At 40.8% G+C, this 25,610-nt stretch carries 18 protein-coding genes; 15 read left to right on the plus strand and 3 right to left on the minus strand.

Features of this window, described 5'->3' with window-relative positions:
- The first annotated feature begins 16 nt into the window (after positions 1-16).
- The 9 genes from OCF96_RS04150 (at position 17) to OCF96_RS04190 (ending at position 11,184) form a co-directional block, all read left to right on the plus strand.
- On the plus strand, positions 17-2,413 hold the full coding sequence (locus OCF96_RS04150; RefSeq protein ID WP_261446508.1) for a primosomal protein N': 2,397 nt from the start codon (positions 17-19) through the stop codon (positions 2,411-2,413).
- A gap of 12 nt (positions 2,414-2,425) precedes the next feature.
- Positions 2,426-3,361, plus strand: a complete 936-nt coding sequence (gene fmt, locus OCF96_RS04155) for a methionyl-tRNA formyltransferase (RefSeq protein WP_261446509.1) — start codon at positions 2,426-2,428, stop codon at positions 3,359-3,361.
- Positions 3,354-4,667, plus strand: coding sequence for a 16S rRNA (cytosine(967)-C(5))-methyltransferase RsmB (gene rsmB, locus OCF96_RS04160; protein WP_261446510.1), 1,314 nt, complete (start codon positions 3,354-3,356; stop codon positions 4,665-4,667). Before fmt ends, rsmB begins: the two co-directional genes overlap by 8 nt.
- 14 nt (positions 4,668-4,681) lie before the next feature.
- Complete coding sequence (locus OCF96_RS04165) at positions 4,682-5,422, plus strand: Stp1/IreP family PP2C-type Ser/Thr phosphatase (protein WP_033682216.1); 741 nt, start codon at positions 4,682-4,684, stop codon at positions 5,420-5,422.
- Complete coding sequence (gene pknB / locus OCF96_RS04170) at positions 5,419-7,320, plus strand: Stk1 family PASTA domain-containing Ser/Thr kinase (RefSeq protein ID WP_261446512.1); 1,902 nt, start codon at positions 5,419-5,421, stop codon at positions 7,318-7,320. Before OCF96_RS04165 ends, pknB begins: the two co-directional genes overlap by 4 nt.
- Before the next feature lie 94 nt (positions 7,321-7,414).
- The gene (locus OCF96_RS04175) at positions 7,415-8,173 is read left to right on the plus strand and encodes a threonine/serine exporter family protein (protein ID WP_000392874.1); all 759 of its coding nucleotides are present in this window, start codon (positions 7,415-7,417) and stop codon (positions 8,171-8,173) included.
- Position 8,174: 1 nt separating this feature from the next.
- Positions 8,175-8,624 carry a threonine/serine exporter family protein gene (locus tag OCF96_RS04180; protein ID WP_049550918.1) on the plus strand — a complete coding sequence of 150 codons (450 nt, stop codon included), beginning with the start codon at positions 8,175-8,177 and terminating at the stop codon, positions 8,622-8,624.
- Positions 8,625-8,737: 113 nt separating this feature from the next.
- Entirely contained in the window at positions 8,738-9,910 is a 1,173-nt protein-coding gene (locus tag OCF96_RS04185) for a hydroxymethylglutaryl-CoA synthase (protein ID WP_261446515.1), read from the plus strand.
- On the plus strand, positions 9,910-11,184 hold the full coding sequence (locus tag OCF96_RS04190) for a hydroxymethylglutaryl-CoA reductase, degradative (protein ID WP_261446516.1): 1,275 nt from the start codon (positions 9,910-9,912) through the stop codon (positions 11,182-11,184). The genes OCF96_RS04185 and OCF96_RS04190 overlap by 1 nt, the downstream gene beginning before the upstream one ends.
- A gap of 142 nt (positions 11,185-11,326) precedes the next feature.
- Here the strand turns inward: OCF96_RS04190 and OCF96_RS04195 are convergent, their stop codons facing one another.
- Together OCF96_RS04195 and OCF96_RS04200 are read right to left on the minus strand one after the other, a co-directional pair.
- Entirely contained in the window at positions 11,327-12,292 is a 966-nt protein-coding gene (locus tag OCF96_RS04195) for a LacI family DNA-binding transcriptional regulator (RefSeq protein WP_000226009.1), read from the minus strand.
- Positions 12,273-13,727, minus strand: coding sequence for a sucrose-6-phosphate hydrolase (locus OCF96_RS04200; RefSeq protein ID WP_261446517.1), 1,455 nt, complete (start codon positions 13,725-13,727; stop codon positions 12,273-12,275). Before OCF96_RS04200 ends, OCF96_RS04195 begins: the two co-directional genes overlap by 20 nt.
- 362 nt (positions 13,728-14,089) lie before the next feature.
- Here OCF96_RS04200 and OCF96_RS04205 point away from each other — a divergent pair, with 362 nt between their 5' ends.
- The gene (locus OCF96_RS04205) at positions 14,090-15,994 is read left to right on the plus strand and encodes a sucrose-specific PTS transporter subunit IIBC (protein ID WP_261446518.1); all 1,905 of its coding nucleotides are present in this window, start codon (positions 14,090-14,092) and stop codon (positions 15,992-15,994) included.
- A gap of 254 nt (positions 15,995-16,248) precedes the next feature.
- Entirely contained in the window at positions 16,249-17,136 is an 888-nt protein-coding gene (scrK, locus tag OCF96_RS04210; protein WP_049524643.1) for a fructokinase ScrK, read from the plus strand.
- A 42-nt stretch (positions 17,137-17,178) separates the two neighbouring features.
- Here scrK and OCF96_RS04215 read toward each other — a convergent pair whose 3' ends face one another.
- Positions 17,179-17,796, minus strand: a complete 618-nt coding sequence (locus OCF96_RS04215) for a TVP38/TMEM64 family protein (protein WP_125852112.1) — start codon at positions 17,794-17,796, stop codon at positions 17,179-17,181.
- Positions 17,797-17,943: 147 nt separating this feature from the next.
- On the opposite strand from OCF96_RS04215, the gene OCF96_RS04220 reads away from it, so the two are divergent.
- Genes OCF96_RS04220 through OCF96_RS04235 form a run of 4 tightly spaced genes read left to right on the plus strand, consistent with a single transcriptional unit; the run spans position 17,944 to position 25,575 of the window.
- Complete coding sequence (locus tag OCF96_RS04220) at positions 17,944-20,934, plus strand: type I restriction endonuclease subunit R (protein ID WP_261446519.1); 2,991 nt, start codon at positions 17,944-17,946, stop codon at positions 20,932-20,934.
- Between the two features lie 21 nt (positions 20,935-20,955).
- Positions 20,956-21,855, plus strand: coding sequence for a HamA C-terminal domain-containing protein (locus tag OCF96_RS04225; protein WP_049511035.1), 900 nt, complete (start codon positions 20,956-20,958; stop codon positions 21,853-21,855).
- Positions 21,855-24,413, plus strand: coding sequence for a DEAD/DEAH box helicase (locus OCF96_RS04230; RefSeq protein ID WP_049511036.1), 2,559 nt, complete (start codon positions 21,855-21,857; stop codon positions 24,411-24,413). Before OCF96_RS04225 ends, OCF96_RS04230 begins: the two co-directional genes overlap by 1 nt.
- A gap of 4 nt (positions 24,414-24,417) precedes the next feature.
- A complete protein-coding gene (locus OCF96_RS04235) occupies positions 24,418-25,575 on the plus strand; it encodes a restriction endonuclease subunit S (protein WP_049511037.1) in 1,158 nt (385 codons plus the stop codon).
- Positions 25,576-25,610 lie beyond the last annotated feature (35 nt).

Consider the following 25,610-nt stretch of genomic DNA (forward strand, 5'->3'; position numbering starts at 1 on the left):
AGGAGGAGGTGAGAAGATGACTATAGCTAAGATTATCGTAGATGTGCCCTTGATGCAGACGGACCAGCCCTATAGTTACAGGATTCCTGAGGAATTTGAGGAAATGCTGGAAGTTGGGATGCGGGTTCATGTGCCCTTTGGTAAGGGCAACCGCCTGATTCAAGGAATTGTTCTTGGTTTGGAGTCCCAATCGGATGAAGAAGACGCTAGTCAAGATTTAAAAGATATTGCCGAGGTACTGGATTTTGCTCCTGTACTCACGCAAGAACAACTCTGGCTGGCTGAGGAGTTACGTAAGTCTGTCTTTTCTTACAAAATCTCTATCCTTAAGGCTATGCTTCCGGGATTTCTGAACTCTAGCTATGACAAGATTCTCTATCCTCTGGAAGGTCTGAGTCAGCAAGACCGAGAACGCTTATTTGGTTCAGAGGATTCACTTGCCTTTTCTTCTCTAGATTTAGGTAAGCAAGCAGAAATGATGCGTTTGACTAGGAAAGGTTTACTTGGTCTGGAATATCAGGCGATTGACCAAAAGAAGGTCAAGACCCAGTCCTGGTACGAGGTCGATGTCGAGCGGTTAGAAGATATTGAGATTTCTGCGCGTGCCAAGAAAAAGTTGGAACTGAGAGACTATTTGCTGTCTCATCCTGAGAGTGCTTCCTTGGCTAGTTTGTTAGAGACCTATTCGCGGGAGCAAGTCAACTTCTTTGTGGAACAAGGTGCTGTGACCATAGTCCAAAAGGAAGTTCAACGCTCAGCTGCTTATTTTGAAGGCATTGAGGCAAGTCGACCTTTGAAGTTGAATCCAGAACAAAGACGGGCGCGTGATGCGGTTGTCAGTGCGATTGGCAGTCATCAGCCTCCCTTTCTCCTTCAAGGGATTACAGGAAGTGGTAAAACAGAAGTTTATTTACAGATTATCCAAGGTGCCCTGGATAAGGGAAAGACAGCTATTTTGCTGGTGCCTGAGATTTCCCTGACTCCTCAGATGACGGAGCGTTTTATAGCACGTTTTGGGGACAAGGTGGCCATTCTTCATTCAGGCCTATCCAGTGGTGAAAAGTATGACGAATGGCGCAAAGTCGAGCGTGGAGACGCTCAAGTTGTTGTGGGTGCCAGATCTGCCATCTTTGCTCCACTGAAAAATCTGGGTGTCATGATTATCGATGAGGAGCATGAAGCGACTTATAAGCAGGATAGTAATCCTCGTTACCATGCTAGAGAGGTTGCTATTTTACGGGCTCAGTATAATCAAGCAGCTCTGGTACTTGGATCTGCGACACCGAGCTTAGAGAGCCGTGCTCGGGCTGGAAAAGGCGTCTATCAACACTTACGTCTGACCCAACGTGCCAATCCTTTAGCTACGATTCCTGAGGTTCAAGTGATTGATTTCCGGGACTATATTGGACAAAACGAGACATCAAACTTTACACCTCCTTTGCTAGAAGCCATTCAAGACCGTCTGGCTAAAAAAGAGCAGGTGGTTCTCATGCTCAATCGCCGTGGTTATTCTAGCTTTGTCATGTGTCGGGAGTGTGGGACGGTGGATACTTGTCCTAACTGTGACATTTCCCTGACCTTGCACATGGATACCAAGAACATGAACTGCCATTATTGTGGTTTTTCGAAAGACATTCCTCAGGTCTGTCCTAACTGTAAGAGCCACAGCATTCGTTACTATGGGACAGGGACACAGAAGGCTTATGACGAGCTAGCAGAACTCTTTCCCCAGGCCCGCATTTTGCGCATGGATGTGGATACAACGCGCAAGAAAGGCAGTCACCAAGCCTTGCTTGATCAGTTTGGACGAGGGGAAGCGGACATATTGCTTGGTACTCAGATGATTGCCAAGGGTTTGGATTTTCCCAATGTAACTCTAGTCGGAGTTCTAAATGCGGATACGGCCTTGAATCTGCCCGATTTCCGTTCTTCTGAGAGAACTTTCCAGCTATTGACCCAGGTGGCAGGCCGTGCAGGTCGTGCCGAAAAAGCTGGTCAGGTCTTGATTCAGTCCTATAATCCGCAGCACTATGCTATTCGATTTGCCAAGGAACAGGACTACGAAGGCTTTTATGCCTATGAAATGGGTATTAGACGACAACTTGGTTATCCACCTTACTATTTCACGATTGGTATTACCCTTTCTCACAAGAAAGAAGAAGAGGTGGTCAAACGCGCCTATGAAGTCATGAACATTTTGAGGTCAGGCTTGTCTGAAACCAGTAACATCCTTGGGCCGACGCCCAAACCCATCGCACGTACCCACAACCTCTATCATTACCAGATTTTAATTAAATACCGTTTAGAAGATGAGCTGGGGCCGACCCTCAACCAGGTCTTGGCCTTGACTCAAGAACGGGAAAATAGTGAGCTCCGTCTCAGCATTGACCATGAGCCGCAGCAATTTTTATAAGAAGGAGAAGATATGACAAAATTAATCTTTATGGGGACCCCCGACTTTTCAGCAACAGTCTTAAAAGGACTTTTGACAGATGACCGTTATGAAATTCTAGCTGTCGTAACCCAGCCAGACCGTGCTGTTGGTCGTAAAAAAGTTATCCAAGAAACCCCAGTCAAGCAGGCTGCCAAAGAGGCAGGACTTCCTATCTACCAACCTGAAAAACTATCTGGAAGTCCAGAGATGGAAGCTATTATGAAACTAGGAGCAGATGGAATTGTGACTGCTGCTTTTGGGCAGTTTCTCCCAAGCAAACTCCTTGATAGCATGGATTTTGCGGTCAACGTTCACGCTTCCCTCCTTCCTAAACACCGTGGTGGAGCGCCGATCCATTATGCCTTGATTCAAGGGGATGATGAAGCTGGTGTGACCATTATGGAGATGGTTAAGGAAATGGATGCAGGAGATATGATTTCTCGTCGCAGTATTCCTATCACGGATGAGGACAATGTCGGTACCTTGTTTGAAAAATTGGCGCTAGTTGGTCGTGATTTGCTTTTGGACACTTTGCCGGCTTATATTGCTGGGGAAATCAAACCTGAACCGCAGGATCCAAGTCAGGTTACCTTCTCTCCCAATATCCAGCCAGAGGAAGAAAAATTAGATTGGACTAAAAGCAATCGTCAACTCTTTAACCAGATCCGTGGGATGAACCCTTGGCCTGTTGCCCATACTTTCCTCAAGGGGGACCGTTTTAAGATTTATGAAGCCCTAGCAGTAGAAGGTCAGGGAAATCCAGGTGAGATTCTCTCTATCGGCAAGAAAGAATTGATCGTCGCGACGGCAGAAGGAGCTCTATCCCTCAAACAAGTGCAACCAGCTGGTAAGCCTAAGATGGATATTGCTTCCTTCCTCAATGGAGTTGGACGTACATTGACTGTAGGAGAACGATTTGGTGACTAAAGTAGAAACGGCAAGAAGTTTAGCCCTAGCGGTATTAGAGGATGTCTTTATCAATCAAGCCTACTCAAACATCGCCTTAAATAAGCATCTCAAAGGAAGTCAACTCTCTGTAGCAGACAAGGGCTTGGTGACAGAGCTAGTCTATGGAACGGTAGCCCGTAAACTGACTCTGGAATGGTACCTATCCCACTTTATCGAAGACAGAGACCAGTTAGACAGCTGGCTCTATGTCCTTCTTCTCATGAGTGCCTACCAACTACGCTATTTGGACAAGATTCCAGATCATGCTGTGGTTAATGAAGCAGTGGATTTGGCCAAAACTCGTAAAAAAGGCAGTGAAAAATTGGTTAACGCTGTCCTTCGTCGTATCTTGCGTGAAGGCTGGCCAGATATTACTAGCATCAAACGAAAAAACAAGCGTGATTCTATTACCTATTCTCTCCCAGTTTGGCTCGTGTCTAAACTTAAGGAAGAATACGGCGAAGAGCGAGCGCAAGCTATTTTTGAAAGTCTTTTGGTTCGCAACAAGGCCAGTATTCGTGTGACTGATTTAAGCCGAAAAGAAGAAATCCAAGTCTTGTTGGAGGCCAGTGATTCATCCTTGTCTCCCTCTGGTCTTGTGAAGGAGCAAGGCCACTTTGCGGGACATGACCTATTTTCAGAGGGTGCCATTACCATCCAAGACGAGTCTAGTCAGCTGGTTGCTCCGACGCTTGATTTACAAGGTGATGAACAGGTTCTAGATGCCTGTGCTGCTCCAGGAGGAAAAACAGCCCATATAGCTTCTTACCTGACGACAGGTCGAGTTACTGCACTAGATCTTTATGACCATAAGCTGAGCTTGATCCAAGAAAATGCCCAACGTCTAGGAGTTGCAGACCGAGTTCAAACGCAAAAATTAGATGCCAGAAAGGTGCATGAGTTTTTTGGTAAGAATTCTTTTGATAAGATTTTAGTGGATGCTCCCTGTTCAGGAATCGGTCTGCTGCGCCGGAAACCAGATATCAAATACAATAAAGAAACGGCAGATTTCGCGTCCTTACAGGAAATTCAGCTAGAAATATTAGGTAGTGTTTGTCAAACACTACGCAAAGGTGGTATAATAACTTATAGTACCTGTACTATTGTCTCAGAGGAGAACTTTCAAGTCGTTCAGGCATTTTTAGAAAGTCATCCTGAATTTGAGCAGGTAAAACTAGAACATGAATGTAAGGATATCATGAAAGATGGTTGTATTCTCATTACACCTGAATTGTATGGAAGTGATGGATTTTTCATCAGCCAATTTCGCAAGATATCGGATTAGGAAGGAACTGACATATGGAAATTTCAATATTAACGGATGTTGGTCAAAAACGAACAAATAACCAAGACTATGTCAACCACTACGTCAACAGAGCAGGTCGTACTATGATTATCTTAGCTGACGGGATGGGAGGACACCGTGCAGGAAATATCGCGAGTGAAATGGCGGTTACAGATTTAGGTATCGCTTGGGTAGATACCCAAATTGATACCATCAACGAGGTGCGTGAATGGTTTGCTAACAACCTTGAGATGGAAAATAAAAAGATTAACCAATTGGGGCAAGATGAAGCCTATAAAGGAATGGGAACAACTCTTGAGGCTGTAGCCATTATTGACAATCAGGCTATTTATGCCCACGTTGGAGATTCTCGTATTGGTTTAATTCGTGGAGAAGAATACCACCAGTTAACGAGCGATCATTCCTTGGTCAATGAATTGCTCAAGGCAGGTCAATTGACACCTGAAGAAGCAGCTAGCCACCCACAGAAAAATATTATTACCCAGTCAATCGGTCAAAAAGATGAAATTCAGCCTGATTTTGGAATGATTACCCTTGAGCCGGGAGACTATCTCCTACTTAATAGTGATGGATTAACAAATATGATTTCAGGAAGTGAGATCTATGATATTGTAACCAGCGATATTCCTTTGGCAGATAAGGCAGCAACCTTGATCCGTTTTGCCAACAATGCTGGTGGATTGGACAATATTACAGTTGCCCTTATTGCTGTTAATGAGGAGGCAACAGAATGATCCAAATCGGCAAGATTTTTGCCGGGCGGTATCGAATTATCAAACAAATTGGTCGAGGAGGCATGGCAGATGTCTATTTGGCTAAGGATTTGATTTTGGACGGTGAAGAAGTGGCAGTGAAGGTCCTGAGGACTAACTACCAAACAGACCCGATTGCTGTGGCGCGTTTCCAGCGGGAAGCGAGAGCCATGGCGGATCTGGACCATCCTCATATCGTTCGGATTACAGATATTGGTGAAGAAGAGGGGCAACAGTATCTCGCAATGGAATATGTTGCTGGATTAGACCTCAAACGCTATATCAAGGAACATCACCCTCTTTCAAATGAAGAAGCGATTCGAATCATGGGACAAATCCTTTTGGCTATGCGCTTAGCCCATACTCGAGGAATTGTTCACAGAGATTTAAAACCGCAAAATATCCTTTTGACACCAGATGGGACTGCCAAGGTTACAGACTTTGGGATCGCAGTAGCCTTTGCAGAGACGAGTTTGACTCAGACCAACTCTATGCTAGGTTCAGTTCATTATTTGTCACCAGAACAGGCGCGTGGTTCTAAAGCAACTGTGCAGAGTGATATCTATGCTATGGGGATTATCTTCTATGAGATGCTGACAGGTCATATTCCTTACGATGGGGATAGTGCGGTGACCATTGCCCTCCAGCATTTCCAGAAGCCCTTGCCATCGGTTATAGCTGAAAATCCATCTGTGCCTCAGGCTTTAGAAAATGTTGTTATCAAGGCAACTGCCAAGAAATTGACAGATCGCTACAAATCAGTCGCTGAAATGTATGTTGATTTGTCTAGTAGTTTGTCTTATAATCGTCGTAATGAACCAAAGCTAGTCTTTGACGATGCGACTAAGGCGGATACCAAGACTCTTCCTAAAGTTCCACAAAGTACCTTGACTTCTATTCCTAAAGCTCCGGTACAAGAGGGAAGACCTCAACCTAAGCCCCAGCCTCATCAGACAGAAAAAACGGTACCTAGTCCAAAGCCAACCAAACGCCGTCGCATGAAAGCACGTTATCCAATTTTATTTGCGACCTTCTTGTTGGTTGTGGCATCTTTGGTATGGATTTTATATAGAACGCCCGCTACCATTGCCATTCCAAAAGTGGCAGGGCAGACGGTTGCAGAAGCTAAAGAAGCTCTTAAAAAAGCCAATTTTGAGGTTGGTGAAGAAAAAGCAGAGGCCAGTGATAAGGTTGAAGAAGGTAGGGTTATTCGTACCGATCCTGATGCTGGTACAACACGTAAAGAAGGAACAAAAATTAATTTAATTGTGTCTTCTGGTCAGCAATCCTTCCAACTCGGAAATTATCTTGGAAGAAAATCTAGTGATGTAGTGGCAGAGTTGAAAGGAAAGAAGGTTCCAGAAAATCTAATTAAGATTGAGGAAGAAGAATCCAACGAAATCGAAGCTGGTACAATCATGAAACAAAGTTTGCCGGAGGGAACAACCTACGATCTTAGCAAGGCAACTCAAATAGTTCTGACTGTTGCTAAAAAAGTAAATTCTATTTCAATGCCAAGTTATATTGGTTCTAGCCGAGAATTTGCAGTCAATAATCTTACACAGATATATGAAGTTAAAAAAGCCAATATCGAAGTTGTAGAAGTGTCTACAGCTCCTGAAGGAACAGCTGAGGGGACTGTTGTAGAGCAAAGTCCAAAACCGGGTGAAAAGGTAGATTTAAACACCACTCGTGTTAAAATTTCTATTTATAAAGCGAAACAAACTCATTCTTCTTCAACTTCTTCATCCTCATCCTCTTCTTCGTCCTCAAGTTCTTCTCGGAAACCTAACGAACAAGGGGATGCAGAATCCACTCCAACACAGGGAAATCCGCAAGGTAATTCACAACGAGGAGATACTTCCCGAGACAATCCATAGTGATACTAGAATCTTTGTCATGATTTCGTGGCAAAGATTTTTTTTGACTCCAGATTTGTGATAGAATAGAGGGAGTTGATAAAAGGAGGCAAGTATGGAAGAATCAAAAGAACTAAATGCCGTCATCGATGTGATTATGCTAGCAGGGACCATTCTCTTAAAAAGTGGTTCAGAGATTCATCGTGTAGAAGATACCATGATTCGTATTGCTCATTCGCAGGGGATTGTGGATTGCAATGTTCTTGCCATGCCTGCCGCTATCTTTTTCTCCATTGAAAATACCAATATTTCGCGTATGAAGCGCGTGACCTCCTCTTCTTATAACATCGAAAAAGTCTGTGATGTCAACCAGATTTCTCGTCAGTTGGTAGGTGGAAAGCTTGATTTAGAGACAGCCTTCAAGCAATTGACAGCCTTGCAAGCCCAACCCCTTCCCTATACCAAGTTGCAGGTAACTCTGGCTGCGACCTTTAGCGCTCCTTTCTTTTCAATTATGTTTAGTGGAAATATCTACGACGCACTTGGGGCAGGAGTGGCGACTTTATTTGGTTTTGCCTTTTCTCTCTATGTGGAGAAGTTTATCCGAATTCCCTTTGTGACAGCCTTTGCTGGAGCCTTTGTCTTTGGGATGATTGCCCAATTTTGGGCTCGCTACACAGGTTTTCCTTCAACGGCAGATTTGATTATAGCTGGTGCGGTTATGCCTTTTGTACCAGGTATTGCCTTGACCAATGCGGTCCGTGATATTATGACTAACCACATAAACTCTGGTATGAGCAAGATGTTTGAATCCCTACTCATTACCCTAGCTTTAGGGGCAGGAACTTCTGTCGCCTTGGTATTGATGAACTAATATGACACTAACAACCTTTTTATTACAAGCAGTAGCAAGTCTTCTTGCCATTATCACTTTTTTAATCGTACTCAATGTGCAACGCTCTATGCTCTTACCTGGCGGGATTTTGGGCATGGCTGTCTGGCTGATTTATCTCTTGCTCAAGGAACCAACCAATGTCATTGTAGCCACCTTCATTGCGGCCATTATTGGTTCTTGTGTCAGCCAGATTTTGAGTATTCTTTATAAGACCCCTGCTGTGGTCTTTATCTTGGCCATCTTGGCACCTCTGGTTCCGGGTTATCTCTCCTATCGGACAACTGCCTTTTTTGTGACGGGAGATTACAGTCATGCCATTGCTAGTGCAACCTTGGTTGTTATGTTGGCTTTGGTGATTTCCATTGGAATGGCTAGTGGAACAGTAATTCTCAGACTCTATTCCTACTTAAGAAAGCAGCATAATAGTTAGATTGAAAAGTGACTTGATTTGGTGAATCAAGTCTTTTTTCTCTCTTTTACTGCCATTTGTGATAAAATAGTATAGAACGATTTTTTACAATGAATGATAAAACAGAGGTAAATATGACAATCGGTATTGATAAGATTGGTTTTGCAACCAGTCAATATGTCTTGAAATTACAAGACTTAGCAGAAGCGAGGGGAATTGACCCTGAAAAATTAAGCAAAGGACTCTTGCTCAAGGAATTGAGTATTGCCCCCCTAACTGAGGATATTGTGACCTTGGCGGCGAGTGCAAGTGACTCTATTTTAACTGAGCAAGAAAGACAAGAAATTGATATGGTCATTGTGGCTACCGAGTCAGGAATTGACCAGAGTAAGGCTGCAGCCGTCTTTGTGCATGGCTTGCTGGGCATCCAGCCCTTTGCTCGTAGTTTCGAGATTAAAGAAGCCTGCTATGGAGCGACAGCTGCCCTCCATTATGCCAAATTGCATGTGGAAAATTCTCCAGAGTCCAAAGTCTTAGTCATCGCCAGTGACATTGCCAAGTACGGTATTGAAACTCCAGGAGAACCCACTCAGGGTGCTGGAAGTGTGGCTATGTTGATTACACAAAATCCACGCATTATGGCCTTTAATAATGACAATGTAGCCCAGACTCGTGATATCATGGATTTCTGGCGTCCAAATTACTCGACAACTCCGTATGTAAATGGTGTTTACTCTACCCAACAATACTTAGATAGCTTGAAAACGACTTGGCTTGAATACCAAAAACGCTACCAGCTTACTTTGGATGATTTTGCGGCTGTTTGCTTCCACTTGCCTTATCCTAAATTAGCGCTAAAAGGCTTGAAAAAAATCATGGATAAGAGCTTGCCTCAAGAGAAAAAAGACCTCTTGCAAAAGCATTTTGACCAGTCTATTCTCTACAGTCAAAAGGTGGGGAATATCTATACAGGTTCCCTCTTCCTCGGACTCTTGTCTCTCTTAGAAAATACAGATAGCTTGAAGGCTGGGGATAAAATTGCCCTTTATAGTTACGGAAGTGGGGCTGTAGCTGAGTTCTTCAGTGGTGAATTGGTTGAAGGATATGAAGCTTATCTGGATAAAGACCGCTTGAACAAACTTGACCAACGAACTGCCCTATCCGTTGCAGACTATGAAAAGGTCTTCTTTGAGGAAGTAGACTTAGATGAAACAAACTCTGCCCAGTTTGCTGGCTATGAAAATCAAGATTTTGCCTTGGTTGAAATTGTCGACCACCAACGCCGTTATAGCAAGGTTGAAAAATAATGAAAATGAGTTGGAATGGATTTTCTAAAAAATCATACCAAGAGCGCCTCGAGCTGTTAAAAGCTCAGGCGCTCCTTAGTCCTGAGAGACAAGAGAGTTTGGAGCAGGATGAACAGATGAGTGTGACTGTGGCAGACCAGCTGAGTGAGAATGTAGTGGGAACTTTTTCTCTGCCTTATTCGCTGGTTCCAGAGGTTCTTGTCAACGGTCAGGAATACACCGTTCCCTATGTAACAGAAGAACCGTCCGTGGTTGCAGCGGCCAGCTATGCCAGTAAAATCATCAAGCGTACAGGAGGTTTTACTGCACAAGTTCATAAGCGTCAGATGATTGGACAGGTAGCTCTTTATCAAGTTGCTGATCCTGAACAAGTGCAAGAGAAGATTACCAGTAAGAAAGCGGAGCTCTTGGAACTTGCCAATCAAGCCTATCCTTCTATCGTCAAACGGGGGGGTGGGGCGCGTGATTTACATGTAGAGCAGATAAATGGCGAAACAGCCTTCCTTGTTGTTTATCTCCATGTTGATACCCAAGAAGCCATGGGAGCCAATATGCTCAACACCATGCTGGAAGCCTTGAAGCCTGTCTTAGAAGAACTTAGTCAAGGACAGAGCCTTATGGGAATTTTGTCCAACTACGCGACCGATTCTCTGGTGACGGCAAGCTGTCGCATCGCCTTTCGCTACTTGAGCCGCCAAAAGGATCAAGGACGAGAGATTGCGGAGAAAATTGCCTTGGCTAGTCAGTTTGCGCAAGCTGATCCTTACCGAGCAGCCACCCATAATAAAGGGATTTTTAACGGCATTGATGCCATTTTGATTGCCACTGGTAATGACTGGCGTGCCATCGAAGCTGGGGCCCATGCTTTTGCCAGTCAAGATGGAAGCTACCAAGGTCTTAGTCAATGGACGCTGGACCTTGAAAGAGAAGAATTGGTCGGTCAGATGACCTTACCCATGCCTGTAGCGACCAAGGGTGGTTCTATCGGCCTCAACCCTCGTGTGGCCCTCAGTCATGAACTACTGGGAAATCCTTCTGCCAAAGAATTAGCTCAGATTATTGTTTCTATCGGGCTAGCCCAAAACTTTGCAGCCCTCAAAGCCTTGGTAAGTACAGGAATCCAGCAAGGACACATGAAATTGCAGGCCAAATCCTTAGCACTCATAGCAGGTGCCAGTGAATCCGAGGTAGCTCCCCTAGTCGAGCTCCTCATCGCAGAGAAAACCTTTAACCTAGAAACAGCCCAGCACTATCTCCAAAACTTAAGATCATAAAAAAACTCAGACCGATCGGTCTGAGTTTTCTTGTGCTTATACTCTTCGAAAATCAAATTCAAACCACGTCAGCTTCGCCTTGCCGTACTCAAGTACAGCCTGCGGCTAGCTTCCTAGTTTGCTCTTTGATTTTCATTGAGTATTAAATACTTTTTCCAGGTAATAGAGTAACTGGTAAGAAGTAACCTGTTGTGGCGACTTCCTTGCCTTCGATCTTCTGCAAGAGGAGGTCAACGGTAAGGCAGGCAATCTCTTCCAAAGGTTGCTTGATGGTCGCGAGTTGAGGGTAGTAATTCTCGATAAAGTAGGTCCCATCATAGCCGATGACCTTGAGTTCTTCTGGGACAGAAATGCCAAGTTCTTGAGCAATTTTAATGACCAGAATAGCTGTCAAATCATCCGAAGCAAAGATGGCATCTGGTTTTTGTCGAGTTAAGATATTCTTGATTTCCATTTCTTTTCTGACAGGAGAAAAGTCACTGGAAACATTGATAATAGGAGCTTTTGGGAGTACGGATGCAAAACCAGCGTGGCGCAGTCCAGTTGGCGAATTGGAATTGTCATTCCCTGTAATCATGATGATAGACTGGGCGCCTGTCTTAACCAGGGTCTGGGCCGCCAGAACTCCACCAGCATAGTTGTCAGAGGAAACGACAGGAATATCTGGTGACAGATTTCGGTCAAAGGAAATAATCGGTGCTGTCACGCGATTGTAGTCTTCAATTCCCAAGTTATGACTACCAGAAATGATGCCGTCCACCTGATTGGCTTCCAACATTTCGATGTATTCACGTTCCTTCTCAGAATCGTGCTCACTGTTGCAGATGATGGTCTTGTAACCATTTTTGAAGAGTTGGTGTTCCAGCTTATCAATCAATTCTGCATAGAAAACATTGGAAATATTGGGGAAAATCAAACCGATTAACTTAGCTGATTTTCCTTGCAAACTACGAGCCAGGTTGTTGGGTTTATAGCCCAATTCCCGCATGGCTTCATTGACTTTTTGGATGGTTTTCTCAGAGAGATAACCTTTTTTATTGATAACCCGAGAAACGGTAGTAGGGCTGACGCCTGCAAGTTTAGCGACATCAGTTAGTTTTGCGACCATAATCTAATTCATAGTAAGTTCCAGTTGGGTTTCCAGATTTGATCAGGATACCATTTTGGTCCGCATGTGGGAAGACACGACCGGAAAATACTTTTTCTCCTTTATTGATGAAAATTTCAAAGACAGAGTTATCGATGAAAATCGTAGCAGTAGTAGCTTGATTATCGATAGAGCAAGAACGAGTTGTTCCAAATTCTTGAGCATACTGTTCTCCAGCCTGGCTACGATCCACTGTCACTTGACCATTTACAAGGTCAAAGTTGATTGAAAGTCCCTTACCTTCTTTATCAGCAAGTAGGACAATTTCGCTCTGGCTATTAGCTGCCAAGTTGAGTTCGAGTTCGTATGTGTTCTTGGTTTGAACACGGTTTGAGAAGGCTTCTTCAGAGGCACGAAGGCCCTTGATAGCTGCGACTGGGTATTGGTAGAGCTTGCCGTCTTTGATAGTGAGTTCCTTGACCAAAGAGAAGGTTCCTTGGTGGTCAAAACGGTCAGATGGATATGAAACATCAGGTAAACCAAGCCAGCTAACAGCTAGAGCACGTCCATCAGGAGCGTTGAAGGCTTGAGTTGCATAGGCTTCGAAACCATGGTCCATGTTTTGAAGTTGAGACACATCTACCATTTTGGCATTTTCAGGATCAAAGGAAGCCCCAATCTTATACATATTTGGATAGATATTGTCGTAGTCTAGAACTTTTTTATCCAATCCTTGTGGGCAGTAGAGAAGGACAGGTTGATCCCCTACAAAGACTAGATTTGGGCACTCCATCATATAAGCAGTGCGGTCATTGTTGAAGTCAAGGTCTCCGACTTCTTGCCAGTTAGTGTAATCATTATCGACAGCCTTGTGGAGACGGACAAATCCTTTTTTCTCTAAATCTTGACCGCCAACGATAGCGTAGTATTGGCCTTTAAAGTTAAAAATCTGTGGATCTCGGAAGTGGTCAGTAGCATCAGTAGGTTGATCAATCAAGATTTTGTCAATCTTTTCAATCTTTCCATCCCTGTCCACTAAGGCACCAATCTGGTAAGGATGGCGAATCCAATACTCATCACGGACATTTCCTGTATAAAATAAGAACAATTGATCGCCAAACTGCATGGCAGAACCTGAGTAAGCACCGTGGCTATCTAATGGAGTATCAGGTAGGACCTTAACTCCAGTTTCTGAAAAATGAACTAAATCATCACTTTCAAGTTGAACCCAAGATTTCAAACCGTGAGCTGCACCAAAGGGGAAATTTTGGTAAAAGACAACCCACTTGCCATCGAAATAAGAAAAACCATTTGGGTCATTTAAAAGACCTTGCTTGGGCTCAATGTGATAGCTTGTATGCCATGGAGACTGAGCCATATTTTCTTGAATTTGTTTGATTTCATCTTGTGTCCAATCTTCATAGCGTCTATAACGACGCTCAGTAGTCCATTCCATTTGTATTCCCTCCATAAATTCTACTATCTTTATAGTAAACGTTTCCTTTTAAAAAAGCAAGTCTTTTATATCAGATTTAAGAAAAAAATGTCAAACGATTGACAGAAAATAGAATCTCTTTTATATGAAAATCAATGAAAATGTGAAAGTTTTTGAAAATTGTATAGCAAAAATCTTTTAATAATAAGCATTTATTAGGAATATTCTTTTGAAAAATAGCAAAAACAATCAAAATCCATAATAAACAAAAACTTTTTCTGCAAAACGCTTGACATATTTTTGAAAGATGATAAAATAATACTCGTAGGGCGAATAAATCGCTTTCAAACAAGAACAAATTTTTTATAAGGAGATTTTTGCAAATGACCAATACAGAAATTGCAAAAAAAGTCATCGAAGCCTTGGGCGGACGTGAGAATGTTAACAGTGTAGCCCACTGTGCAACTCGCCTCCGTGTTATGGTGAAAGATGAAGCAAAGATTAACAAAGATGCTATCGAGAGCTTGGAAAAAGTTCAAGGTGCTTTCTTTAACTCAGGTCAATACCAAATCATCTTTGGTACTGGTACAGTAAACAAGATGTACGATGAGGTCGTAGCTCTTGGTTTACCAACTTCTACTAAAGCTGAAATGAAAGCAGAAGCTGCTAAACAAGGAAATTGGTTCCAACGTGCTATCCGTACTTTCGGTGATGTCTTTGTACCACTTTTGCCAGCAATCGTTGCTACTGGTTTGTTTATGGGAATTCGTGGGGCTATTGTTCAAGATCAAGTTTTGGCTTTGTTTGGAACAACTGCGGAAGCTTTTAAAGCAACAAACTTCTATACTTATTCAGTTGTATTGACGGATACAGCCTTCGCCTTCTTCCCAGCTTTGATCTGTTGGTCAGCCTTCCGTGTATTCGGTGGGAATCCTTTAATTGGTCTGGTTCTAGGGTTGATGATGGTTAACTCAGCCTTACCAAATGCTTGGGCTGTTGCTTCTGGTGATGCTCAGCCAATTATGTTCTTTGGTTTTATCAAGGTTGTAGGTTATCAAAACTCAGTTTTACCAGCTTTCTTCGTCGGATTGACCGGTGCGAAGCTCGAAAAGTGGTTACGTAAGCGTATCCCAGATGTATTAGACTTACTCCTTGTACCATTCTTGACTTTCTTGGTGATGTCTATTTTGGCCTTGTTTGTCATTGGACCTGTATTCCATGAAGTTGAAAGCTACGTTAAAATCGCTACTGTTTGGTTGCTCAGTCTCCCAATGGGTCTAGGTGGATTAATCCTTGGTGGTGTTCATCAGGTCATCGTCGTTACAGGTGTCCACCATATCTTCAACTTATTAGAATCTAACTTAGTAACTTCTACAGGTTCAGATCCTCTTAATGCTATTATTACAGCGGCTATGACTGCTCAACTTGGAGCAACCCTTGCTGTTGGTGTGAAAACAAAGAATCCAAAAATTAAAGCTCTTGCCTTCCCAGCTGCACTTTCTGCTGGGCTTGGTATCACTGAACCAGCTATTTTTGGTATTAATCTTCGCTATGGTAAACCGTTTATCATGGGACTTATCGCTGGTGCTGCTGGTGGTTGGTTAGCGAACATCCTAGGTTTGGCAGGTACTAGTTTTGGCATTACTATCATTCCTGGAACACTTCTCTACATAAATGGTCAACTTCTCAAGTATATCTTTATGGTTCTAGTAACAACTGCTCTTGGTTTCGGATTGACTTATGCTTTTGGCTACAAAGAAGAAACAGAAGTGGCAGAAGAAACAACTTCTGAAGAAGCTACAGAGGTAAATGAGGAAATTCCAGCAGCCCTTCAAAACGAAACAATCCAAACACCAATCGTTGGTGACGTTGTAGCTCTTGCTGATGTCAATGACCCAGTCTTCTCAAGTGGAGCTATGGGACAAGGTATCGCTGTGAAACCTAGCCAAGGTGTGGTCTATGCACCAGCTGATGCTGAAGTTTCAATCGCCTTTGCAACAGGACACGCCTTTGGTTTGAAAACAACTAATGGTGCTGAAGTCTTGATCCACGTTGGTATTGACACTGTAACAATGAACGGTGAAGGTTTCGAACAAAAAGTTGCCCAAGGTGACAAGGTGAAAGCAGGCGATGTTCTTGGAACATTTGACTCAAACAAAATCGCTGCAGCTGGTCTTGATGATACAACAATGGTTATCGTTACAAACACAGCTGACTACGCTTCAGTAGCTCCAGTCGCAACAGGTTCAGTTGCGAAGGGGGATGCTGTGATTGAAGTGAAAATCTAATACTCTTCGAAAATCAAATTCAAACCATGTCAGCTTCGCCTTGCCGTACTCAAGTACAGCCTTCGGCTAGCTTCCTAGTTTGCTCTTTGATTTTCATTGAGTACAATATTCCCTCTCACAATGAAAACGAACAAATGACATGTTTGTTCGTTTTTGCTTGAATGGTAAGATTTACAGAGGAAAATCTAAAAAATAGAGAAATTTAGACTTTCGAAATATGCTATAATAAAGAAAATAAAAACAAGAGGTTTATCATGACAAAATTATATGGAAGCTTGGAAGCGGGCGGTACAAAGTTTGTCTGTGCTGTCGGTGATGAAAACTTTAACGTTGTAGAAAAAACACAATTTCCAACAACAACTCCAATCGAAACAATCGATAAAACCATTGAGTTCTTCTCGAAATTCGATAACCTTGCTGGTCTTGCAGTTGGTTCATTTGGTCCAATTGATATTGATAAAAACTCAAAAACTTATGGCTTTATCACGACGACTCCAAAACCAAACTGGGCAAATGTGGACTTGCTTGGTGCCCTTCGTCGCGCCCTAAACGTGCCAATGTACTTCACTACAGACGTAAACAGCTCTGCTTATGGTGAAGTGGTTGCCCGTAATAATGCTGGTGGCCGTATCGAAAACTTGGTTTACTACACAATCGGTACAGGTATCGGTGCTGGTGTTATCCAACGTGGTGAGTTTATCGGTGGTGTGGGTCACCCTGAAATGGGTCATTACTATGTGGCTAGACACCCAATGGATATTGAAAAAGAATTCAATGGTGTTTGTCCATTCCACAAAGGCTGTTTGGAAGGCTATGCAGCTGGTCCAAGTTTGGAAGCTCGTACAGGTGTTCGTGGGGAAAACATTGAACTCAATAATCCTGTTTGGGATGTTCAAGCCTACTATATCGCTCAAGCTGCGGTCAATGCGACAGTGACTTTCCGCCCAGACGTGATTGTCTTTGGTGGAGGGGTCATGGCTCAACAACACATGCTGGACCGTGTCCGTGAGAAATTTACAGCTCTTCTCAATGGTTACCTACCAGTACCTGATGTGCGTGACTACATCGTGACGCCAGCAGTAGCAGGAAATGGTTCTGCTACTCTTGGAAACTTTGTTCTTGCAAAAGAAGTTTCAAAATAAAGCACAAAATCCGCTTGGGAAACCAAACGGATTTTTTACATGTCAAAGCATTTGCCAGAAGAAGTCGATAATATAGGTCAGACCGTAGGTATAAACCACGAGGGTAAAGGGCTTAGTTAGAATGATGATGGTCATATAGCGCTTGAAGCTCATCTTGGTCAGGGCAGCTAGCATACAGAGAAAGTCAGCTGGGCTAATGGGCCAAATCATCATAAAAATAAAGAAACGGTCAAAACGATTGCCCTTATCCAACCAACCGATATACTTGTCATAGGTGCGCTTGCTGACGACAGACTGGACAAAGGCAGCTCCGTAGAGGCGCACCAGATAAAAGATAATGGCACAGCCAATCACGATGCCGATATAGTTGTAGATCGTACCAATGATGTGCCCGTAGATAAAGACCCCAGCCACCGAGGTCAAGGCTCCTGGAATGATAGGGACGACGGTCTGTAAAATCTGTAAAAAGATAAAGAGAGGTGGCCCCCAGATACCTGCCTGCTGGATAAATGCAGAGAGGGTTTCCTTAGACTGTAAAATTCCAACCTGATAAGCCCAAATACAGAAAATCAAACTCCCAACCCCACCGACAATCGATGAGATATTGATAACTTGCTGCAGAAGGGGAGAAACAGCTTTCATTTGTTTATCCTGTGACATGTAAACTCCTCATAGATAGTATAATTCTACTATACCATATTTTGGAGGAGAAAGGGGGAATGAGTCTTTTTGCTATGGGAAGAGTGATGGATTTTGAGCCTAAACATGCTATAATAAAGGGAGCAGACAAGTAGCAAAGGAGAGAGTATGATACAGGTAAAACCAGAATTGGAGATAGAAAAACAACTGATCAACCAACTGGTAACTGGGGAAAGTCAGTGGACTTACAGAGAAGACCTTAAAACAGAAGAGCAATTATGGGAAAACTTCTTTGAAAAGCTAGCCCAGAACAATGTGGCTCTATTGGCAGATTATCCTCTGACAGAACAGGAAAAACGCCAGATAAAGAACCAACTGAACTTTGTTAGCTACTATGATGCGGCCAAGTGGTTGGTCGGCGAAAATGGCATTGCCAAGGTTGAAGTTCAAAGAGAAGATGCTAGTTTGGGGACTATCCGTTTATCTGTCATTTGGCGAGACAATATCGCAGCTGGTAAGTCTAGTTATGAGATTGTCAACCAAGTCGAGAGAGATAAGATAAATCCTCAGGATCAAGACCGCAGGCTAGATGTGACCCTCTTGATTAATGGCCTTCCAATGATTCAGATCGAGCTTAAAAGTCCCAGAGTTGCTTTTCTAGATGCCTTTTATCAAATCAAGAAGTATGATAGGGAAGGAAAGTTCCGTGGCATTTACTCTAGCTTACAGATGTTTGTTGTGACCAATAAGGTAGACACACGCTATATAGCTGCAGCTAGGGAAAATAAACTCAACAAGCAATTTCTAACCAAGTGGGTGGATAAGGACAACCAACCCATAACGAGCTTGATGAGTTTTGCTCATGAAGTCCTTTCTATCCCTCGTGCTCATCAGATGGTCATGCAGTATTCTGTCCTTGATGATAGTAAGAAAGCTCTTATCCTCTTGCGCCCCTATCAGATTCATGCTATCGAAGCGGTACAGGAAGCTTCTCGTCGTCAGGAGTCTGGCTATGTCTGGCACACGACAGGTTCAGGGAAGACTCTGACCTCCTATAAGGTAGCACGGAATCTCCTCCAGATTCCATCCATCCAAAAGACGATTTTTGTCGTTGACCGCAGGGATTTGGATCAACAGACTACTTCATCCTTTCTCTCCTATGCGACCAATGATGTCATTGATATCGATGAGACGGATAATACCCATGATTTGGTCAAGCGACTAGGAAGTAATGATAAGCGTGTGGTGGTGACCACTATCCAGAAAATCACCACCATGATGCGTAAGTTTGAGCAAGGACTTTACCAACGAGATGCGGACAAAATCAAGGGTCTCCGAGTGGCCTTTGTCGTGGATGAATGCCACCGTGCCGTAACACCTCAAACACAAAAAGACATGAAGGCCTTTTTCCCCCAGTCTCTCTGGTATGGTTTTACAGGCACACCTATCTTTAAGGAAAATAAACGCCAGCAGGTCGGTGATCTAGCCCAAACCACCCAGCAACAGTACGGTGACCGTCTCCATGAGTATACAGTCAAGGAAGCCATCCATGATGGAGCAGTTTTAGGCTTTAAGGTGGATTATCGCAATACCCTCATCACGGATAAATCTGAAAATGACCTACCAGATACCGTCTACGAAGATGAGGAGCATATGCTGGAAGTCTTGGATGCCATTATCAATAAATCCCGTCAACAGCTAGGCTTCCAAAAAGGAGTTGGTAAGACCTACAATGCCATCCTGACCGTCAAGTCAATACCTCAAGCACAGGCCTACTATGACCTGCTCAGACGAGTCAAGGCTGGGGAGACGAGGGTCAAGGTGTCGGAGAGGGTTAAGCAGGTCCTTCCTGACTTTCCAAAGGCGACCATCACCTACTCCGTTACGGAGAATGAAGAAGAGTCAAGAGCCAACCAAGACCATATGAAGCAGGTCTTACTAGACTATAATCAAGAGTTTGATACCCACTTTACCATGGCGGATCTTCGTGGCTTTAATACGGATGTCAATAACCGTCTAGCTCGAAAGCAGGACAAATACCTCTATCGCAAGGAGCAGTTGGACTTGGTCATCGTGGTCAATCGTCTCTTAACAGGCTTTGATGCTCCTTGTCTATCAACTCTCTTTATTGACCGCAAACCCATGCAACCGCAGGACTTGATTCAGGCTTTTAGCCGAACCAACCGTATTTTTGACTCCAGTAAGACCTACGGTCATATCATCACCTTCCAAAAGCCCCTAGCCTTTAAGGAAGCAGTAGATAATGCCCTCAAGCTCTACTCAAATGGTGGAGAAAACGAGGTCCTAGCCCCAAGTTGGGAAGAGGAAAAGAGGAACTTTTTACGGAGTTGCAGTGATTTCCAAAATCTCATCACCGATGATTCTGAGGATGAACTCCAAATCGAGCAAATCTCTACACCTGAGTTGAGGAAACTAGCTAAAACCTATCAAGCCTTTGATAAATACTTAGCCTCTATCCGAGTGTACAAAGAGTATGATGAGGAAGAACTTTACAGTCAGACGGGACTTGATGGAGAGAAGTTGGAAAGGTATCTGGGCCTTTATCGAAATGTCCTTGCAGAATTAAAAAGCCGAGTAGAGGATGATGACGATGGAGAGCCACTTGATATCCACTATGAACTGGAATCTATCCAAGTGGACGAAATCAACTATGCCTATATCTTGACCTTGATCCAAAGCCTGATTGAGCAAGGTCAGAGTCAAGAAAAGAACCTAAGCGCTCAAGATAAGGAAGCCGTGGATAACTATATTCAGAGTCTTGAGAAGACCAATCCAAATCTTGCCCAGATCATCACTGAACTGTGGAGAGAGGTACAAGAGCATCCAGAAAGCTATCGTGGTCAGTCTATCGCAAATATCTTGGATCAGATGATAGAGGCTGTCATCCAGCAACATATCCAAGTCTTTAGCAAACGTTGGTATGTCGGAGAGGATGAACTCCGTTACTATGTCGAGCACTACCGCAAGGGAGCCAAGAAACAACTAGGAGAAAGCCAGTTGACCAAGAGCCAGCGCTATCAGGACTATAAGCTAGAGGTGGCAGATGCCCTCAATCCTCTCCTCTATAAAAAACAAATCAAGGAAGCCTATACCCAGCTAGTAGAGGAAGTCATTGAGCCATTGAGGGTTGGGAGATAGAATGTAATACGGAAAAATAATATGAAAATTAATAGTAATTCAATAAGAATTAAAGATGTTACAACTCATCTTGGAACATTTGATATTTCATCAAATAATAAACTAGAAGTTTTTTCTTTTATTATAAATGCAAATGATTTTGACTATAAAAACGCAACAGAACAATTATTAGAATCAGTTGCAGAGTTTGCTTTATCCAGAAAAATAAATAAAGAATATAAAGATAAGCCATTAGCTCTATCTAAAAAGGCTAGAGAAAAATTTAGGGATTATACAGAAAATAAAGGAGAGCTTGGAGAATTTTTTTTATATTGCTTTTTGGAAGGGCATCTTGGAGCGCCTAAAATTTTATCAAAGCTAGAACTTAAAACAGCTAAAAATATGTATGTAAATGGAGCTGACGGTTTACATTATTTAAAATTAGTTGATGGAAATTATCATTTAATTTTTGGAGAATCAAAGGTTGAGAAAAAATTAACCGATGGATTAAGACATGCTTTTGAGTCCATAAGTGATTTCAAAAAAGGTAAAAATAAAAAAGATAATGATAAAAGTGGAATAATGTTTGAGAGAGGGTTATTAAATTCAAATCTTGATAGAGAAATTGAAGATGAAAATGAGAAACTATTTTTAAAAAGTATTATTTATCCATCAACTAAGTCAGGTTTTTATGTAGATGATGCTTTTGGAATTTTTGTTGGATTTGAGTTTAACTATACTGATTTGCAAAAATTATCTAATAATGATTTTCGAGAAGTTATCAAAGACAAAATTATAGAAGTGACAAAAAAACAAATTAAAAATATTAACAAATATGTAGAAAATTATAAATTATTTGGACATACTTTTTACATTTATGTTTTACCTTTTGCTAATATTGAAGATGATAGGGAAATGATTTTAAAGGAGTTGTTAAGTTAATGAACTTTATAGAAGAGTTAACAGAAGAGGCACTTTGTGATGAATATTTAATTTATTTAATTACTAAAATTGAAAAGAGTTACGGTGAGTTTTTATTTAATAGTATTTGTAGTAGCAGTATAGATGAAAAAGAATTTTATGATTTAATGCGATTCACTGATATTCTATCTAGAAGTAATAATTCAAAGGCAAAAAATTTAGTTTTGAAGATTATAGCGCTTTGTAATGAACTGCCTAATATAAAAGAAAATCCTGATTTTAAAACTTTTGCTTCAAGTGCTTTGATAAAAATGGGAAATTTTCCATCTCTAAATATAGTAAATCCAGAAGGTGAAATGAATGATGAAATTATTGTTGATAAAGTAATAAAGGAAGTTTTTCAAGAGTCACCTAAAGAAGGATATATCTTTACAGATGCTCAATATAAGTTGTTTGAGAACTTAAAAGATAGTAATCATTACAGCTTTTCTGGTTCGACATCTTTTGGAAAATCTTTTGTAATTGAGTCGTTTATTAAATATATTATAGATACTAAAAACTCCAGTGAAAATATGGCTATCGTAGTTCCGACCAGAGCATTAATACATCAAGTGACCTTGAAACTAAAAAACGAACTAGGAAATGATAGCTATGAAATTATTTCTTATCCGCAAATACCATTACTGTACAAGAAAAAAGATAAGCGTTATATCTTTGTATTTACTCCAGAGAGGTTAATTTCATATTTTGCTGAAGTTTCTAATCCTTCCGTAGGATATTTATTTGTTGATGAAGCGCAAAAGTTGTTAAATGATGATACACGTGCACCACTACTATATCATTCTATTGCTCAAGCTAAAAGAAAAAGTGTTAACATCTATTTTGCTTCTCCTAATATTCTAAATGTAGAAGATTTTTTAAAACTTTTTGGTAGCAGTCAGGAAGAAAGTATGGCAATTGGTGAAAAATCAGTGACACAGAATAAATTTTTCATTGATTCATTTAATAAAAAATCTATAATGCTTTTAGAAGATCAAACAGAGTATGCCTTAGAAGGATTAAATTACTTTAAAACTGAAGATGCGAATATAAGAGAAATCCTTATAAAACTGGGAGGGAGTCATCAAAATATAGTATATTGTAACACTGTGAACTATACTTTAAAATTTTCAGTGAATTTTGCACAGAGTTTGCCAGATTTAAATAATGGGAAATTAGAAAAACTGATAAAAATAGTCTCTACAAGCATCCATAAAGAGTATTACTTGATAGATTGTTTACGCAAGGGGGTTGCTTATCATTTTGGAAATTTGCCACAGACAATTCGAGAAGGAATTGAGGAATTGTTCAAAGAAGGGGTTATAAAATATTTATTTTGTACATCAACACTTTTAGAGGGAGTGAATTTACCAGCCAAAAATATCTTTATTTTTTCCGAAAAAATAGGGCAACGAAAAATGGATGATATTGATTTCTGGAATTTGTCTGGTAGGGCTGGTAGATTGACTATAGATCTAAGTGGGAATATCTTCTGCTGTCATGTAGTTGATAAAAAAGGATATTGGAAAGATAGTGACTTTGCAATTTTAAAGAAAAGAACAATTGAACGAAAGACTCCTATATTATTAAAAAACAGCAATCGAAATTTCTATAAAAATATAAATAATGTATTGAATAATGCGCCGCTGACCAATAAGAATTTAACAGATTCTGAAAAGAAAATTTTGGAAATGTATTCGAATATACTTTTATATCAAGATATTGTTGAGAGTTCTTCAATTTTAAAAGATAAATTCTTAGAGAAAATAGGCGATAATGGTAGAAAAACGTTAAAGAAAAAACGTTCAGAATTAGAAGTTCCTGAAAAAATTATAGAACAGAGTATTAATATTAACCTAGACTCGCAAAATAAAATTTTGACTAGCTCAGCTACTGCTTTTCCAAATAGTTTTGACTATGATGCATGTTTTGAAATATTGAAAATACTATGTCAAAAATATGATTGGCTTTATTTAGAGAGCGGTGGGAATCGTCCATTGTTAAAAAAAGAAAGTCAACTTAAATATTTAGCTGCATTGATGTCAAATTGGATTAGCGGTATATCGCTCAATCAAATTATTAATTATATGACAAATTACTACCATAACAAAGGGAATCCCAGAGAGATAGAGATAGAAAAAAATCTCTACATTACTTTTGATAAATTTAATAGAGAACATATAAATGCGTTGATTAATCAAATTATTGGTGACATAAATACTAAAATTCAATTTAAAATAAAAAATTATATAACGAATTATACTCTATTACTTATTGAGAAAGGCATAGAGATTGATAGTGAGTGGTCTAATTATTTAGAGTATGGGACTACTGATCGTCAAGTGGTAGAATTGCAAAATTTAGGTTTTTCTAGAGCAACCTCCTTACTTCTTAAAGAAGAATTTATTGATCAATTTGTTTATAATGAGATAGGAGAAATTGTAGAAATAAAAGAGGAAGAATTGAAAAACGCCTTGGATTCAGAAAGATTTTCTGAGGAACTTCATGAAATCAGTAAAATATTGAGATGGGAGAAATGAAAAAATGAGTGTTCCTAGAATCAGAGTAGATGGTTTTAACAAGAATTTTGAAAAAAAAATATTTGGTGAAATTGTAAGGTCAGAAAGTACAAGAATGTATATTAAAAGTGTTGTAAGTGATTTAGGGAAGTATGAAGTCATACAACAAGGAGATATACCAATTTTAGGTTATTCTGACGACCGACCATTTGAAAAATACAAAAGTGTTATTCTTTTTGGAGATCATACTTTATCATTATATCGACCTAAGGCCCCTTTTCTTCTAGCTACTGATGGAATAAAAATTTTGCAATCAACTATCTTGAAAAGAGATTATTTGTATTACCTAACTCAAAATTATATTCCAAAAAGTCAAGGCTATAAGAGGCATTTTTCGGTCCTTAAACAAGTTTTTGTTAATTATTCGCGAGACTCTTCCGAACAATCCGCAATCGGCTCCCTCTTCCGCACCCTCGATGACCTTCTGGCTAGCTACAAGGATAATCTCACCAACTACCAATCTCTTAAAACGACCATGCTCTCCATGATGTTTCCCAAGAATGGACAGACCGTTCCGGAGATTCGTTTGGATGGATTTGAAGGTGAATGGAAGTTTATTAAATTGGGGGAAGCTATTTTAGAGGCATACCAAGGAATTAATACTGCTTCTGATAAAGTAGAGTATTCTATATCGGGGATTCCGATTTTACAGGCAAAACATATCACGAACGGACAAATCAATTATAGAGATACCCGCTATTTAGATATGGATATATACGAACACTACATCTCAAAATATATGCCTAAAAAAGGAGAAATTTTATTTGCAAATATTGGTACCATTGGACCATCTGTACTTGTAGATTCTGACGAAATGTTTTTAATTGCTTGGAATATTTTAAAAATGAGTATCAAAGATAATTATTCATCTTTGTTTATAAAAATAACTTTATCTTTACTAGATTCTAAATATATTTTTGAAAGAATAACAACTGGAAATGCTACTAAATTTATTAATAAAGATGAGATAATGGATATTAGAATTAGTGTTCCTTCCATAGAAGAACAACAAGCCATCGGTGCTTACTTCTCAAACCTCGATAAACTCATCAACTCTCATCAAGAAAAAATTTCTCAGCTTGAGACTTTGAAAAAGAAACTCTTGCAGGATATGTTTATATAGATGATTAGTGATAAATTTTAACAATTATATTTAAA

It is taken from the genome of Streptococcus mitis (assembly GCF_946190065.1).
Lineage (GTDB): Bacteria > Bacillota > Bacilli > Lactobacillales > Streptococcaceae > Streptococcus > Streptococcus mitis_DE.